Origin of the sequence: Rhizobium pisi (genome assembly GCF_003938655.1) — a bacterium.
Taxonomy (GTDB): domain Bacteria; phylum Pseudomonadota; class Alphaproteobacteria; order Rhizobiales; family Rhizobiaceae; genus Rhizobium; species Rhizobium pisi.
In genome coordinates this window covers 148,478-164,635 of record NZ_RJJT01000003.1, presented here as the reverse complement: position 1 = coordinate 164,635, position 16,158 = coordinate 148,478, and the positions used below count along the sequence as shown (strand labels likewise).

Sequence of the window (16,158 nt, the reverse complement as noted above, 5' to 3'; positions counted from 1 at the left end):
TTTACTCCGCCGGCATGCCGTGCGGGACGCGGAAGAGGCTCCGGTCCTGCGCGCGCTTTTCCGGTCGATGGCGCGTCAGCGCCAGAATGAAGCCGGCGGTGACGCAGATCGCCACCATGGAAGAACCGCCGTAGGAAATCAGCGGCAGTGTCATACCCTTGGCCGGCAGCAGCTCGAGATTGACGCCGACATTGATAATAGACTGGATACCCATCTGCAGCACCAGGCCTGCAACGGCAAACCGGTTGAAATCGTTCCGCTCGCGATAGGCATGTGAGAGGCCGCGCAGCACAAGCACGGAAAACAGCGCGACGAGCGCCATGCAGAAGACGATGCCGAACTCCTCGGCCGCGACCGAAAAGATGAAGTCGGTATGCGCATCCGGAATGATGCGCTTGACGATACCCTCGCCCGGGCCCTGGCCGAACCAGCTGCCGCGGATGATCGCCTCGCGGGCCGTGTCGATCTGGAAGGTGTCACCCTCGCCGGTCATGAACTTGTCTATTCGCAGCGCGACGTGCGGGAAGACGTAGTAGGCGCCGAGCAGGCCGCCGGCGCCGCCGACGCCGAGCAGCATGATCCAGATCCACGGCATGCCGGCCATGAAGAACATGCCGCCCCAGACGGCCGTCGTCAGGATGGTCTGGCCGAGGTCCGGCTGCGCCACGAGAAGGGCCGCAACGATGCCGAACAGGATGATGGCAAAGAGATTGCCCGGGATCTCAGGCTGGCGCGCATGTTCGGCAAACAGCCAGGCGCAGACCACGACGAAGGCGGGCTTCATGAATTCCGACGGCTGAATGGAAAGGCCGGCGATCCAGATCCAGCGCCTGCCGCCCTTGACCTCCTGTCCGACGAACAGCACCAGCACCATCATCGCGAGCGAGATGATCAGGAGCAGGATCGCGGTGCGCCGCACCTGTCGCGGCGTCAGGAAGGACAGCCCGAGCATGACGGCGATCGAGGGGATCATGAAGGCCGCATGGCGCTTGACGAAATGGAAAGGCTCAAGCCCGATGCGCTCGGCAACCGCTGGAGATGCCGCGAAGGACAGCATGAAGCCGATGCCCATCAGGAAGATGAACATCGCCAGGAAGAAGCGGTCGATGGTCCAGAACCAATCGGCCAGAGGCCCACGTTCCGCGCGGCTTACCATGTCATTTCTCTCCTGTTGCCGGACCGATCAGCATCGTCATTCCGTCAAGTGCCGCCACGTGGCCGACGAAGGCATCGCCCCTGACTTCGAAGTTCTTATACTGGTCGAAGCTTGCGCAAGCCGGGGATAACATCACGGCTGAAGCGGCGGCCTCGTCACGTTCCGCATCGGCTGCCGCATGTGCGACGGCGCGCTCCAGCGTACCCGAAATCTCGTACGGCACGGCTTCGCCGAGGGTCGCGGCAAATTCCGCCGCCGCCTCGCCGATCAGATAGGCCTTGGCGATGCGCGGGAAATAGGGCGCAAGCGTCGTGATGCCGCCTGATTTCGGCAAGCCGCCGGCAATCCAGTATATGCGATCATAGCTCGAAAGGGCCGGTGCCGCGGCATCGGCATTGGTCGCCTTGGAATCGTTGACGAAGACGACGCGGCCTCGTTTGCCCACAGGCTGCATGCGGTGCTTGAGGCCGGGGAACGAAGCAAGGCCGGCGCGAATGTCGTCGGCGGAAACCCCGACGGCAAGGCAGGCGGCGACGGCTGCGGCAGCATTCTGCGCATTATGGCTGCCGCGCAGCGTCTGGATGCCGTCGAGATCGGCGAAGGGCAGCGCGGCGCCGCCGGCGGCCTGAACAAGCTTGGTCCCCTCAGCATAGATGCCCGATGCCACCACGTTGCGGCGCGAGATGCGGACTACCTTGACGCCTGCCCGCTCGACGCGGTCGGCGATCAACGCCGAATGGCTGTCGTCGATGCCGACAATCGCCACATCGCTGCCGGCAACCAGCCGCTCCTTGACGTCGGCATAGTGCTGCATCGTGCCGTGACGGTCGAGATGATCCGGGGTCAGGTTGAGCAGGATCCCGGCAGACGGATTGAGCGTCGGCGCCAGATCGATCTGGTAGGACGAGCATTCCACAACGAAAAAACGGCCCGCCTTCGGCGGATCGAGCGTCAATACGGCCGTGCCGATATTGCCGCCGAGCTGCGTGTCGTAGCCGGAAGATTTCAGGATATGGGCAATCAGCGCCGTCGTCGTCGACTTGCCATTGGTGCCTGTTATAGCGATGAAGGGGCAATCCGGCGCATGGGCGCGGCGCTCGCGCACGAAGAGTTCGACATCGCCGACGATGTCGACGCCCGCCGCGCGCGCAAGATCGACGGTCCAATGCGGCTTCGGATGGGTGAGCGGCACACCGGGCGACAGCACGAACAGCGCCTGCTGGCTCCAGTCGATCGTGTGCAGATCCTCCGTCCGGATGCCTTCCGCCGAGGCCTTGGCGACGCTGTCGGGATTGTCGTCCCAGGCGGTCACGTCTGCGCCGCCCGCAATCAGCGCGCGGGCGGTGGCAAAGCCGGAGCCGCCGAGCCCGAAGAGCGCGACCTTCCTGTCCTTGAGCGTCGTGACCGGGATCATTGCCGCCTCACCGGAGCTTCAGCGTCGAGAGGCCGAGCATGGCAAGGCCGACGGCAATGATCCAGAAGCGGATCACCACCTGGCTCTCCGTCCAGCCCTTCTTCTCGAAGTGATGGTGGATCGGCGCCATCAGGAAGACGCGCCGGCCGGTCATCTTGAAGAAGCCGACCTGGATGATGACCGAGAGCGTCTCCATGACGAAGAGACCGCCGATGATCGCCATGACGATCTCGTGCTTGGTGGCGACGGCGACGGTGCCGATCGTGCCGCCGAGCGCCAGCGATCCCGTGTCGCCCATGAAGATGGCGGCCGGCGGCGCGTTGAACCAGAGGAAGCCGAGGCCGGCGCCGATGACGGCGCCGAGCACGACGGCAAGCTCGCCGGTGCCGGGCACGAAGTTGATCTGCAGATAGTTCGCAAACACCACGTTGCCGGCGAGATAGGCGATCACGCCGAAGGAAGCAGCGGCGATCATCACAGGCACGATGGCAAGTCCGTCGAGGCCGTCGGTCAGGTTGACGGCATTGCCGGCGCCGACGATGACGAAACCGCCGAAGACGACGAACATGATGCCGATATTGATCATGAAGTCCTTGAAGAAGGGAAAGGCGATCGAAGAGCCGAAGGTCGAGCCTGCGATCCCCGAGGCAAGGGCAGTGCGCATCATGAAATAGACGGCGATGCCGGCGATGACGAACTCGATGCCGAGACGCGCCTTGCCGGAGAAGCCCTTGTGGCTCTGCTTCGTCACCTTGAGATAATCGTCATAGAAGCCGATCGCGCCGAAGCCCAGCGTCACCAGCAGCGTCGCCACGACATAGACGTTGGAAAGATCGGCCCAGAGCAGCGAGGCGCCGATGATGCCGGCAAGGATCATCAGCCCGCCCATGGTCGGCGTGCCGGCCTTCTTGAAATGCGTCTGCGGCCCGTCGGCGCGGATCGGCTGGCCCTTGCCCTGGCGGATCCGCAGCGAATTGATGATCGTCGGCCCGAACAGGAAGACGATCAGTGCGGAGGTGAAGAGAGCGGCGCCCGTGCGGAAGGTAATATATCTGAACAGGTTCAGAAATTTGAAATATTCCGACAGTTCGACAAGCCAGATCAGCATTCAGGGCCCCTTGTTACCCGGTCAAAGTTCGCGTTGCGTGTCGGAAAATGCCGGGAACTTGTCAAGAAGCGCGGCGACGATCCTGCCGAAACCGATGCCCAGAGACGATTTCACCATCAACACGTCGCCCGGAGCGACCGAGTTCAACACGTAGTCCGTCAATTCGCTGGTGTTCTCGCGGTACTCGACGTGGACGCTTTCCGGCAGTGATTCCTTCAGCGCAGCCATCTCGGTCCCCGCGAGCCAGACATGTTCGATGCCGGCCGCAAGCAGCGGCCCTGCGAGATCGGTGTGGACCTTCTCGGCATATTCGCCCATTTCGAGCATGTCGCCGAGCACGGCGATGCGGCGTCCGCGGCCGGCCGGTTCAGAGGCCGCAAGCAGCGCGATCGCCGCGCGCATCGAGGCCGGATTGGCATTGTAGCTCTCGTCAATCAGCGTGAAGCTGCCGCGGCCGCCGCCGATCGAAAGCCGGTGGCGCTTGCCCCGGCCCTTTTCCGGCTTCAGCGTCGCAAGCGCCTCGATCGCCTTGCCCATGTCGGCGCCGACGATCCTGACGACCCCGAGGGCTGCGAGCGCATTCTCGGCGATATGGCGGCCCGGCGCACCGATCGCCGCCTCCAGCGTCTCGCCACCGATCGTCAGCCACAGCGTCGAATTCTCGTCCGATCCGTTGAATTCGGCGAGCCGGAATTCCGCCTTGGCGTGCTGGCCGAAGGAATGGATATGCTCGACGCCGAGCGATTGCGCCGTTCGGTCGAGGAAATTGAACTGGTCGTTGTCGCGGTTGAGCACGACATGGCCGCCGGGTTCCAGCCCTTCGAATATCTCGGCCTTGGCGGCGGCGATCTCCTTGATGCTCTTGAAATTGCCGAGATGGGCCGGCGCGATCGTCGTGATGACGGCGACATGGGGCCGGATCATCGCCACCAGCGGCCGGATTTCGCCCGGATGGTTCATCCCGACTTCGAAGACGCCGTAATCCGTGTCGTCAGGCATGCGTGCCAGTGTCAGCGGCACGCCCCAATGATTGTTGAAGGAGGCGACGGAGGCATGCACCTTGCCGGAGGGCGACAAAACGTGCCGCAGCATCTCTTTGGTGGTGGTCTTGCCGACAGAACCGGTGACCGCGATGATCTTCGCCCGCGAGCGCTCGCGAGAGGCCTGCCCCAGACGCCCGAGCGCCGCAAGCACGTCTTCCACGACGATCATCGGTACCGTCAGGCGCCCCATGGCGGGAAGCCTCGCTTCGCTGACGACGAGCAGGGAAGCGCCGTTCGCCATCGCCATCGACGCAAAGTCGTGACCGTCGACACGATCGCCCTTGATCGCAAAAAAAGCCTCGCCCGGGCTGATCGAGCGGCTGTCGATGGAAATGCCGGTGATGCCTTCGGGCGGAGTGCCGAAGGGGCGCCCCGCCATCGCTGCAATCATGTCTTCGGTCGTCCAGAGCCAGCTCAAGATTTCAGTTCCTCCAAGGCCTTGCGCACCTCCGCATGATCGGAGAACGGCAATGTGACGCTCCCGATCGTCTGCCCTTCCTCATGCCCCTTGCCGGCGACGATCAACGTGTCGCCCGATTTCAGCATGCCCACAGCCTCGCGGATCGCCGTGGCGCGATCGCCGATTTCCGAGGCGCAGCTTGCTGCCGCCATGATCTCCGCCCGGATCGAGGCCGGCTCCTCTGAACGCGGATTGTCGTCGGTGACGATGACGACATCGGCCAGGCGGCAGGCGATTTCGCCCATGATCAGCCGTTTGCCGCGGTCGCGGTCGCCGCCACAGCCGAAGACGACCACGACGCGGCCCGTGGTGAAGGGCCTGACCGAATTCAGCACGTTTTCCAGCGCATCGGGCTTGTGGGCGTAATCGACATAAGCGAGCGCGCCGTCCTTGGTATGGCCGACCAACTCGAGACGCCCGGAGGCGCCGACGAGCTTCTCAAGCGCTGCCATCGCAACCTTCGCCGAAACGCCGGTCGACATCGCAAGCCCTGCCGCAACAAGCGCGTTGGCGACCTGGAAATCGCCGGCCAGCGGAATGTCCACCTCGAAGATTTCGTCGCCGACATGTATCTCGGCCGTCTGCTTGTGACGGAAATGCTCGACCCGTTTCAGCGTGAGATAATCGCCCTTGCGCCCGACGGTGCGAACATCGTGACCGGCATCGGCCGCCGCCTTGATCGCCTGCGCCGACCACGGATCGTCGGCGAAGATCACCGCCGGCGAGCCCTTCGGCAGCAGCTGGAAAAGGCGCATCTTGGCGGCCATGTAGGATTCGACGGTCGGGTGGTAATCCATGTGGTCGCGGCCGAGATTGGTGAAGGCGGCAGCGGCAAGCTTCACGCCGTCGAGCCGGCACTGGTCGAGGCCGTGGCTGGACGCCTCCATCGCGGCATGTGTCACGCCCTCGCCGGCAAGTTCGGCGAGCAACTGATGCAGCGACACCGGATCTGGCGTCGTCAGCGCACCATATTCGTTGCGTGTCGGCGAAACGACGCCCGTCGTGCCGATCATCGCGGCCGGATGGCCCGCATGCGCCCAGATCTGCCTTGTGAAAGAGGCGACGGAGGTTTTGCCCGCCGTGCCGGTGACGGCGACCATGGTCTCGGGCTGTCTGCCATAGAACCGCGAGGCGGCAATGGAAAGGAAGCGGCGCGGTTCCCCGACCGCAAGCACTGGAATGGAGGCATCGACGGCCTGGGAGGCAATCGCGACGGCAGCACCCCGACCGGCGGCATCGGCGATGAAGCCCGCGCCGTCCGCCTTGGTACCGGCGACCGCGACGAAGGCATTGCCCGGCGCCACCTTGCGGCTGTCCGAAGACAGGCCTGAAATATCAAGCAGGCCAGCCGGGCCTTCGAGCTGTGCTTCAAGTTCCGGAAACTGATCTCCGGCCAGGTCTCGCAATTTCATCGAATGCACTTTTCCCTCTTGTAGCCGGTCCGCACCTTGCGAATCGGCGTCGGTATTCATTCACATTCAATAAGACACCAGCAAGGCCGAACCGCCCTCCCCGAATTTCGGCTCGATGCCGAGAATGGGGGCCGCACGGCTGATAATCTCGCGGGCAATCGGGCCTGCGGTACCGGCAGAGATCGTTCCACCATATTGCTTCTCGCCGGTCTTCGGCTCGTCGCAGAAGGTGATCACGGCGTATTTGGGATCGTTGATGGGGAATGCGGCGATGAAGGAATTGAAGTTCAGCGTCGCCGAATAACGCCCGTTCACCACCTTGTCGGCCGTACCGGTCTTGCTGCCCACGGCAAAGCCCGGCACGCGGGCGACGCGGCCGGAGCCCTTGAAACCGTTAACGTCGAGGAGATAGCGGATCTGGTCGCTGGTCGACTTCTTGATCACCTGCGTTGCGACCTCATCGGCCTCAGCGCGCGTACGCGGCAGGAACGTCGGCTCGATCAGCTTGCCGCCGTTGACGAGGGCGGCCGCCGCCACGCCCGTCTGCAGCGCCGTCGTCGAGACACCATGGCCGAAGGAAATCGTGATCGAATTGATCTTCTTCCAGACACGCGGCTGGCTCGGCATCTTCACTTCGGGCAGTTCGGTCTGCATCTTCGTCAGCAGGCCGAACTTGTTCAGGTAATCCTTCTGCGCGTCGATGCCGACGATGTCGATGACGCGCGCCGTGCCAATGTTCGAGGAATACTGGAAGATTTCGGGAACGCTCAGCCAGCGGCGCTGCCCGTGAAAATCGTGGATGGTGAAGCCGCCGATATAGATCGGCTTGCTGGCATCGAACGTGTCCGTCATCTTCACCTTGCCGGTGTCGAGCGCCATCGCCAGCGAAAAGGTCTTGAAGGTCGACCCCATTTCGAAGGTGCCGTTGGTCATGCGGTTGAGCCAACCGTCCTTGGCGCCCTCTTGCGGATCGTTCGGATCGAAATCCGGCGCCGATGCCATGGCGATCACCTCGCCGGTGTGCACGTCGATGACAGCCGCACCGGCACCCTTGGACTGGAAATTGTTGACGGCGTTGACGACGGCGTCGCGGACGATGTTCTGCACGCGCAGATCGATCGAAAGCCGCACCGGCTCGAGCGGCTGGTCGCTGGTCATGCCGACCGAGGCGAGATCGGCGAGCCCCTGGTCGTCGATAAATTTCTCCATGCCGGCGACACCGCGGTTGTCGATATTGACGTAGCCGAGGATGTGAGCGGCGGTCGATCCGCCCGGGTAGAAGCGGCGCTTCTCCGGCCTGAAGCCGATGCCGGGAATGCCGAGCGCCAGGATCTGGCTCTGCTGCTTCGGCGTCAGCTGCCGGCGAAGCCAGGCGAAATGCGAAGTCTTGAGGGAAAGCTTCTTATAGGTGTCCTTGGCGTCGAGTTCGGGCAGGACCGAAGAAAGCTTCTCGACCGCCTCGTCGACGTCGACGATCTTGTTCGGCTCGGCAAACAGCGAGACAGTGCGGATATCGGTGGCCAGCACCTCGCCGTTACGGTCGACAATATCGGGGCGCGAGGCCATCAGCCGGTCGGGCGGCAGGATGCTGGAGACGACCTCCTGGTCCTTCATCGCATATTCGACGAGACGGCCGCCGATGACGGCGTAGACGCCCATGAATCCCATGATCAGCAGGCCGACGCGGCTTTTCGCCTGCCCTGATTTCTTCTTGCGCGACCCCTCGATCGCCATGCCGGCGGAAGGACCGCCGAAACGGTTATAGACGCCGGCAGAAAAATGCGCCTGGCTCTTCAGGACCATGATGCGGGAAAGAAACGACATTATTCCACCGACCCCGTTTCGATCTCGTCTGCGTCTACGTCATCCTCTGCCCCGCCGCCGGGCTCCACTACGCCATGCGGATCAACTGCACCGCGCGGCTCCGCTGCGCCGCGCGGTGCAGTTGTCGGAACGGGTTGGGCCTTGGAGGCAACGGTCGCGCCCTTGGCGGCGGCTCCGGTCGCGCCGCCGGCCTTGGCCTCCGTCACATCGGGCACGGGAACCTCGGATTTCAGCATCGGCAATTCCTTGGCATGCACGAGCGCAGTCGATTCCGTCGGCTGCAACTGCAACTCGTCATTATAGGCCTTGACCAGCCGCTCCAGCCGGTTCGGTTGCGATTGCAACGCCCAGTCGGCCTTCAAAAGGTCGATCGTATCCTTCTCGAGCTTGATCTCGGTTTCGAGGCGATGAACCTCCTCGAGCTTCAATTCGGCGCGGTGCTTGATCGTGTAGGTAACGGCGGCCGCTGCCGTCATGACGCCGATGAGCACGAGATCGAACGTTTTCAGCATATCAACCTCCAAGCTTTCCGAGAGTGGCAAGATTGGGAAATCCGAAGAGCGACATATCCGCCGCCTCGGCCGCGGCATCCGTCCTCAGGCCGGCGCGCAGCTTGGCGGAGCGGGCGCGCGGATTGGCTTCGGCCTCCGCCTCGCTTGCGGACACCATCGGCTTGCCGATCGCCGTAAAAGTCGCCGCCCGCTCATGAGCGACCGGCAGGTGTCGCGACCCGGACGCCTTGCCGGCGCGGTCGGAGAAGAATTTCTTGACGATGCGGTCTTCAAGCGAATGAAAGGTGACGACGACGAGCCGCCCGCCGGGCTTCAGCGCTTGTTCCGCGGCAAACAGCGCCTGGGCCAGCTCACCCAGCTCGTCGTTGACGAAGATGCGCAGGGCCTGGAAGACGCGTGTTGCCGGGTGGATCTTGTCCTTCATCTTGCGCGGAGTGACGAGCTCGATGAGGCCGGCGAGATCGCGCGTCGTTTCGAACGGCTTTTCCTCGCGGCGCTTTTCGATCGCATGCGCGATACGCGGTGACTGGCTCTCTTCGCCGAGAAAATGGAAGATGCGGATGAGATCGGCGACCTTGGCGCGATTGACGACATCGGCGGCTGAAACGCCTTCGGCCGACATGCGCATATCGAGAGGCCCGCTCTTCTGGAAGGAGAAGCCGCGCTCGGCCTCGTCGATCTGCATCGAGGAAACGCCGATATCGAGCACGACGCCATCGAGCCCGCCTTCCGGCGCATGCTCGGCAAGATGCGAGAATTGCGAATGAATGAGCCTGAGGCGACCACCGTGGGCGGCGACCATCGCCTGGCCCGCCGCAATCGCCGTCGGATCGCGATCGAGCGCGATCACCTCGGCACCGGCCGCAAGAATAGCGGAGCTATAACCGCCCGCACCGAATGTGCCATCGAGGATGAGCTTGCCGGGCGCAGGCGCCAGAGCCGCGAGCACTTCTTCGAGAAGAACCGGAATGTGACGAACCGATCCGCCACCGGCATCAGTTGAACCTCCGCCAGGATTCGCCGCCATTCCGTTCCCTCGTCCTTTCAGGAACGCTTGCCCGCCAGCTTGCGCTCCCCTCGTGCTTGCGTCTGCGCCGCCAGAAATGCCTTCGGCTGCCACAGCTGAAAATGATCCGCCCGACCGACGAAGGTCACTTCGTCCGAGACACCGGTGAAGTCGCGAATGAAATCCGTGACCATCAACCGCCCCTCGGCATCGAGCTTCACGAAGACCCCGCCCCCATGAATCAGAAGCGACATCTCGTTCGCATCCGGCGAAAACGGGTCTTCCGCAGCAATCTGCCGCTCGAATCTTTCGAGAAGATCCGGGCCGCCGACGCTGATCGCCGGAAACACAAAGTCCTGAAAGCAGTAGAGCTCCTGGACGTTGCGCTGCGCCAGCACGGAACGGAACGCCGAAGGCACGGAAACCCTGCCCTTGGCATCGATCCTGTTGGTCGCATTCGAAAGGAAGCGGTTCATGACACGAAACATCCGTTCCCGCAGGGATCCGGACCAAAAGACGCCCGAAAGTCCCGATATCAGGCACAGCTTCGCAAGCCGAATGGGCAAAAAACCATCCGACGCTCCCGGAGAGGGAGCCGCCTTTGCTTTGCGATGAACGGGCAGATGATTGCCCTGATGCAGTGCACATTTGGGATAGCATGGGACCATATGGGCGTCAATGGGATACGCCCATTTTGCAATGGACGCATAATCAAAAATTTATAAGCCGTTAAGTTTAACAAAGGGTTAGCGGACCGCCTTCACAGGGGACGCGCAGTGGTGGTTCCGCAAGAAAATCCATCCGCTGGCTGCATGAATATTCGCTTGAAAACAGCCTCTTTCAGCGACTTACGGTGAAGATCCGGATCTCTGCGCCACAGAATATGAATCGCCAGTTGGCCTGTAAGCCGGGTTCTGTATGGCTCCGGCGTGAACCGGAACGTGGCAGCCATTCCTCTGGGACAGCGCTCGCACGCTGCCTCACGCAACCCACCCGGATGACTGACCTGGAAACCGGCCGGAAGACCTTTCGGCCCGCCACGTCATCCCTATTCGGTCTTGCTCCCGGTGGGGTTTACCGTGCCATTTCCGTTGCCGGAGATGCGGTGGGCTCTTACCCCACCCTTTCACCCTTACCTGTCATGACAGGCGGTTTGCTTTCTGTGGCACTTTCCCTGAGGTCGCCCTCGCCGGACGTTATCCGGCACCGTGTTTCCGTGGAGCCCGGACTTTCCTCACCCTACCGCCTTTCGGCATTGGTAAAGCGCGGCTGCCCGGCCAACTGGCAGGGCTCCCATAAACGAGAGAAATCGCAATTGCTATAAAAATCAAAATTTACTTACCGAAATTGTGGTGTGAATTCCGTGGAGTAGCCCTGCCCGCTGATTCTGCCTGACAAAAGCAGCTCGGCCCCGAGCCTGCCGATTTCGTCCGAGCTCTTGGCCGAGGTGCCGGCACAGCCCGTCAGTACGGCGATTGCGGGCGATGAGGTATAGCCGATCATCGGATAGCCGCCTTGCGTATACGAGACGACGCAGGCCGCCGTCGAAATCGAAAGCGGCGTTATATCGGGCACGAGGCCGGCGACGATGCGCTGCAGATGCGCACGCACGGTCTCACGCCCTTCGGTCTTGAACCAGGCCCGCATTTCCGCCTCGTCGTGGAGGATCAGATCGTCGGGGTCGCCGCCGATCTTCAGGTAGAATTTGCCGTCGGGATAGCGGATCGGCGGCAGCAGGTAGATATGAAAGCCGGGGGTTTCGAGAATGAGCGAAGGCATCCCGGCAAGGCGGGCCGCATCGGCCTCACTGACCTCGAACAGCGTCACGGTCCGGGCATAAACCGTCATGGCAACCGGTCGCGGCAACAGATTCTCCGCAATGGAAAATCCGCCCGCCGCCAGCAGCACCTTTTCGGCGCGATAGGTGAGCCCGCCAGCGGTCTGAACGACAGCCGACCCGCCCTCGCTGCGGATCGAGATGACGTGATCTGGGATGACGGTGGCGCCTGCCCTTTCCGCCAGCAGCGACTGCGCCTTGACCAGCTTGCGCGGGCTGATGTGGCCGGCGCCCTTCGCTTCGAAGACACCTGCACTGCCTGATGGACAGGCGAAGAAGGGAAAGGCGGCTTTCAGCCCTGCCTCGTCGAGAAGGCTGGTCTCGACGTCGAGAGAGGCGGCGGCCTGCCGGGTTCTCGCGAGATAGTCGCTTCCATCGGGCGCGACGACGACGCAACCGACCTCGCGATAGAAATCGATGCCGCTCTCGCTCGCGATCTCGCCGTAACGGCCGATCGAGCGGTTGGCGAGCAGCGCCCAGTTGCGGTCGGGATCGATGGTGCGGGTGATGCGCCCCTCGTCGTAATGGCTGGCGAAGACACCTTCGTGCGTCCTGCGATCATCAGGCTCGTCCGGGCCGATCACCGCCACGCCATCGGCCTGCCGCGCCAGATGCCGCGCGGCGGCGGCTCCCATCAGCCCGCGGCCGACGACGATGTATTTGAAATCGACTGCCATGGAATTTCCCTCTCTACAGCGCCGCGCGTCTTCTCGGGTTTAAGGAGTTATGCCGCAGCGAAAACGGGCGTCAGCTCCCGGCCGAAATCCTCATCCCCGAGCCGTCCTTCCGCCAGAAGCACGGCTCCCAGCCGCCCGAGTTCGTCGGAGGATTTGGCCGCGACGAAATTGCCGCCGGTGAGCACTCCGATGCGCGGCGACTGTGCGAAGCCGACATAGGGATAACCGGTCGGCGTGAAATTCGCCACGCACGGGCCTGAGGTAACAGGGCAGCCGGCAAGTTCCGGCATCAGCTGCGGGGCGATGCGCGAGAGGTGATCACGCTCGGCCGCACTGCCGTCGGAACGAAACCACGCGCCGGCATCCTTCAGATTCTGGAAGGAAAGCCTCTCGGTATCGCCGCCAAGCTTCAAATAGGTCTTGCCATCGGGATAACGCACCGGCGGCAGGATATAGATGTGGTCCTCCTCCCGGTCGCCGAGCACGATGGTCGACGGCATATCGCCGAAGATCGCCATCTCGCGCTCTCCCATTTCGTAGAAGACGACCGTGCGCGCCATCACCCTGGTATCGATAGGGCGCGGCAACAGCGTATGGAAATTGCTGAAGCCGCCGGCCGCGACCAGCACACGCCCGGCGCTGTAGCTTTTGCCGCCGGCCGTCACCTCGACATGCGAACCGGCGTCGCGAACGGAGGTTACGGTTTCTTCGATCAGAGAAACGCCGCCCTGCTCGGCAAGGCTCACCTGCGCCCGCACCAGCGCCCGCGGGTTGATATGTCCGGCACGCCTACGCTCGAAATATCCTGTGAAATCGGGATCGACGGCAAAATAGGGAAAACGCCGGCCGAGTTCCGCCGGCGCGATGGCCTCGATATCGCTGCCGAGCGTCCGGCTGACGGCCACGGCGTCGCGGAAAAAGTCCTCCTCGGCCTTCTGAGGACCGACATAGAGGCAGCCGACCTCGGAATAGAAGGAAATGCCGCTCTTTGCTTCGATCTCGCGGTAGCGGTCGAGCGCCCGCGCGGCGAAGGTTCCCCAGGCCAGATTGGCGTCGAAGGTGCGGGTAATGCGCGCTTCGTCATAGTGGCTGGCGAAGACGCCGTCATGCGTCTTTCGCTCTTCCGGCTCGCGCGGGCCGATCAGCGCGATGCCGTCGGCCATCGAGGAGAGATGCCGCGCGGCCGCCGCCCCCATCATGCCGCGCCCGATGACGATGAACCTGAAATCGACTGCCATTTCCACCTCATTGCGAGGTGGCCCACCTCGTTTCAAGCTGGGATATCACGGCAAGCGCACTGATTCATATCGCAAAATTGCCGCAAGAGTTCTCGAAAGCGCTTGTGCGGCCGTGCTCAGTCGAGCATTGCCAGCACCTTGCCGCAATAGGTCTTCGACACTGGGTTCATGCGGGTTGCGGCATGGCCGGCATTGTATTTGAGGATGGTGTTGCAGGTCTCGCCGCCGCCGAGCTGGTGGGCGGCCGCCAGGTATTTCATGCCGAATTTGATATTGGTCTCGGGATCGAACAGGCCCTTCCTCGTGCCGGAATACCCCATCACCCTGGCCGTTGCCGGCTTGATCTGCATCAGGCCGATTTCGCCGGCGCTGCCGCGCGCGTTCGGATTGAAATTGCTCTCGACGCGAACGACGGCCTGGGCGAGTGCGACGGGGACGTCGTATTGAGCGGCATATTTATTGATCAGCGCAGCATAGGGAACGGCGGCGGTGGAGAAGTCGGGCATCGCATAGCCGCTCTGGCGATCAACGGTCTTCAGCGAGATGGTTTGCGCCCTGACACCCCAGTCATCATTCGCCGAGGCAAAGTTATACCCTGCCAGCAGCATGCCGAAGCACGCCGCAGCGCCAATAATCAAATTCTTCATATAGTCTCTTTACTCCGACCCAAAGAATTGCAGGACTGCGCGCCTCGCCGTCATCCGGTCATACGCGATCAAGGACTGATCGCGTCCGCAGCAATTCTTATCGTTTCATTTTGCGCTCGTCGTTACACTTTAAATAAGCCGCGAGCGCTGTTCAGCGGGCGTTCTTAGACCATCGCAATGAGGAGATAATAGGGAAATGATGTGGCGCGGCAGATTTCTCGCCCAACACGGGAAAACCGCCGAAAAATCCGGCTTCTACCGTCAGGAATAACGCGGCAACGCCGACAGCAGCCGATGCAGCGTGTCGATGGTCGAGAAATCGGCGATCCCATCCACCCGTTCGGGGCGGAAATGGCGCTGGAAGGCTTCCACGTCGCCGGCCGTCTTTTCGGAGAATTCACCCGTGATTTCAGTGCCATAACCGTAGAGCGACAGCATTGATTGCAGCGCTTCGACCGGTTGGCCGGCGTCGCCACGCTGGAAGAAGCGCCCGCCGGTGATCCTTGCCGGCTCGACCCAGTGCCCGACACCCGCCCGGCAAAGCTCGCCCCAGGGGAATTTTTCGCCCGGATCGACCTTGCGGACAGGGGCGACATCGGAGTGACCAAGCACCCTTTCCGGCGCGATCGACCAACGTTTGACACAGTCGCGACACAATTCGATCACCGCCGCGATCTGTTCTTTCGGATAGTCGGGAAGGCCGCCGGGATGGCCTGCATTGGCGATCTCGATGCCGATCGACAGCGAATTGATATCCGTCTCGCCGTGCCAGCTGCTCTTGCCTGCATGCCAGGCGCGCCGCGTTTCCGGCACGAGCTGCACCACGTCACCGTTCTCATGCACGAAATAATGGCTGGAAACCTGGCTCTCGGCGCGACAGAGCCAGTCGAGCGCGCCCTCTGGCGTCGGCATGCCGGTATAGTGCAGCAGGATCATATCGGGATCGCGCCCGTCCGCCCGCTCGCCATGGTTCGGCGATGGACGCACGGATGCGCTTCGATAATCGGCCTCGAAAGAGGTCATGCGGCGCGGCGTTCCTTCTCGATCGCCGCATAGGCCGCATTCAGCGCCGCCATGCGCTCATTGGCGATCACATGGAACTCCTTGGGCACGCCGCGCGAGATCAGCCGGTCGGGGTGATGTTCGCTCACGAGGCCATGGTAGCGGCGGCGGATCGTCAGAAAATCGTCGGATGGCGACACGCCAAGCACCTTATAGGGATCGCCGCCGGAAAAGACGTGGCGGGCGGCGATCTGCTCGAAGCGGGTCTCGCTCATCTGGAAGATCTCGGCGATATGACGCAGGAAATTCAGTTCCTTCTCGTGGACCAGCCTATCGGCCTTGGCGATGTGGAAAAGGCCGTCGAGCACGTCTTCGAGCACCGGGCAATTGGCCGCGCAGGTGACGCAGAGCGAAGAAAGCCGCTCGGCATAGGCTTCGTAGCCGGCGACGTCCTGGCGCGCGAGATTGTAGAGCCTGGCGACGTTCTTCGCCTGGTCCGCAGGAAACTCGAAGATTTCGCGGAAGGCTTCGACCTCCTTCTCGCTGACGATGCCGTCAGCCTTGGCCATCTTGGCCGAAAGCGCGATGATCGCCACGGAAAAGGCCACCTTGCGCCGCGTCTCCGGATCGCCTTCGAAAACCGTGCGGATAGCCTCGACCACCGCGGAGAGCGCATTGCCCGCGGTATTGCCAATGGCATTCAACAGTTTTTCCCAGAAGGACATCGAAGATCTCTCGCACGCTTGCCGTTATAACAAACAGCTTGACCAAAGAATCCGAGCCTTTGCAAGGCGACTATTGGTCGTAGGATCGAAAACAGTT

The 16,158-nt window shown here is 62.6% G+C and carries 14 protein-coding genes and 1 other RNA gene; all 15 read right to left on the bottom strand.

Going from position 1 to position 16,158, the window contains the following annotated elements:
* Position 1 precedes the first annotated feature (1 nt).
* Positions 2-1,156 carry a putative lipid II flippase FtsW gene (gene ftsW, locus EFD55_RS05365; RefSeq protein ID WP_125843582.1) on the bottom strand — a complete coding sequence of 385 codons (1,155 nt, stop codon included), beginning with the start codon at positions 1,154-1,156 and terminating at the stop codon, positions 2-4.
* Position 1,157: 1 nt separating this feature from the next.
* Complete coding sequence (murD, locus tag EFD55_RS05360) at positions 1,158-2,570, bottom strand: UDP-N-acetylmuramoyl-L-alanine--D-glutamate ligase (RefSeq protein WP_125843581.1); 1,413 nt, start codon at positions 2,568-2,570, stop codon at positions 1,158-1,160.
* Positions 2,571-2,577: 7 nt separating this feature from the next.
* Entirely contained in the window at positions 2,578-3,678 is a 1,101-nt protein-coding gene (mraY, locus tag EFD55_RS05355; protein ID WP_125843580.1) for a phospho-N-acetylmuramoyl-pentapeptide-transferase, read from the bottom strand.
* A 21-nt stretch (positions 3,679-3,699) separates the two neighbouring features.
* Complete coding sequence (locus EFD55_RS05350) at positions 3,700-5,139, bottom strand: UDP-N-acetylmuramoylalanyl-D-glutamyl-2,6-diaminopimelate--D-alanyl-D-alanine ligase (RefSeq protein ID WP_125843579.1); 1,440 nt, start codon at positions 5,137-5,139, stop codon at positions 3,700-3,702.
* Positions 5,136-6,653 (bottom strand): UDP-N-acetylmuramoyl-L-alanyl-D-glutamate--2,6-diaminopimelate ligase, encoded by a 1,518-nt coding sequence (locus EFD55_RS05345; protein WP_125843578.1) that lies wholly within the window; start codon positions 6,651-6,653, stop codon positions 5,136-5,138. Before EFD55_RS05345 ends, EFD55_RS05350 begins: the two co-directional genes overlap by 4 nt.
* Positions 6,654-6,659: 6 nt before the next feature.
* The gene (locus EFD55_RS05340) at positions 6,660-8,417 is read right to left on the bottom strand and encodes a peptidoglycan D,D-transpeptidase FtsI family protein (protein WP_125843577.1); all 1,758 of its coding nucleotides are present in this window, start codon (positions 8,415-8,417) and stop codon (positions 6,660-6,662) included.
* On the bottom strand, positions 8,417-8,929 hold the full coding sequence (ftsL, locus tag EFD55_RS05335) for a cell division protein FtsL (protein ID WP_125843576.1): 513 nt from the start codon (positions 8,927-8,929) through the stop codon (positions 8,417-8,419). Before ftsL ends, EFD55_RS05340 begins: the two co-directional genes overlap by 1 nt.
* Position 8,930: 1 nt before the next feature.
* Entirely contained in the window at positions 8,931-9,956 is a 1,026-nt protein-coding gene (gene rsmH / locus EFD55_RS05330; RefSeq protein WP_125843575.1) for a 16S rRNA (cytosine(1402)-N(4))-methyltransferase RsmH, read from the bottom strand.
* Positions 9,957-9,973: 17 nt separating this feature from the next.
* A complete protein-coding gene (mraZ, locus tag EFD55_RS05325; RefSeq protein ID WP_165504823.1) occupies positions 9,974-10,411 on the bottom strand; it encodes a division/cell wall cluster transcriptional repressor MraZ in 438 nt (145 codons plus the stop codon).
* 411 nt (positions 10,412-10,822) lie between these two features.
* Positions 10,823-11,220: RNase P RNA component class A (rnpB, locus tag EFD55_RS05320), an RNA gene on the bottom strand.
* A 53-nt stretch (positions 11,221-11,273) separates the two neighbouring features.
* On the bottom strand, positions 11,274-12,449 hold the full coding sequence (locus EFD55_RS05315) for an NAD(P)/FAD-dependent oxidoreductase (protein ID WP_125843573.1): 1,176 nt from the start codon (positions 12,447-12,449) through the stop codon (positions 11,274-11,276).
* Between the two features lie 47 nt (positions 12,450-12,496).
* Positions 12,497-13,687 carry an NAD(P)/FAD-dependent oxidoreductase gene (locus EFD55_RS05310; RefSeq protein ID WP_125843572.1) on the bottom strand — a complete coding sequence of 397 codons (1,191 nt, stop codon included), beginning with the start codon at positions 13,685-13,687 and terminating at the stop codon, positions 12,497-12,499.
* 116 nt (positions 13,688-13,803) lie between these two features.
* Complete coding sequence (locus tag EFD55_RS05305) at positions 13,804-14,334, bottom strand: lytic transglycosylase domain-containing protein (protein WP_125843571.1); 531 nt, start codon at positions 14,332-14,334, stop codon at positions 13,804-13,806.
* A 261-nt stretch (positions 14,335-14,595) separates the two neighbouring features.
* Positions 14,596-15,357 (bottom strand): N-acetylmuramoyl-L-alanine amidase, encoded by a 762-nt coding sequence (locus EFD55_RS05300; protein WP_125843570.1) that lies wholly within the window; start codon positions 15,355-15,357, stop codon positions 14,596-14,598.
* Positions 15,354-16,061, bottom strand: a complete 708-nt coding sequence (locus EFD55_RS05295) for a J domain-containing protein (RefSeq protein ID WP_125843569.1) — start codon at positions 16,059-16,061, stop codon at positions 15,354-15,356. Before EFD55_RS05295 ends, EFD55_RS05300 begins: the two co-directional genes overlap by 4 nt.
* Between the last annotated feature and the right edge of the window lie 97 nt (positions 16,062-16,158).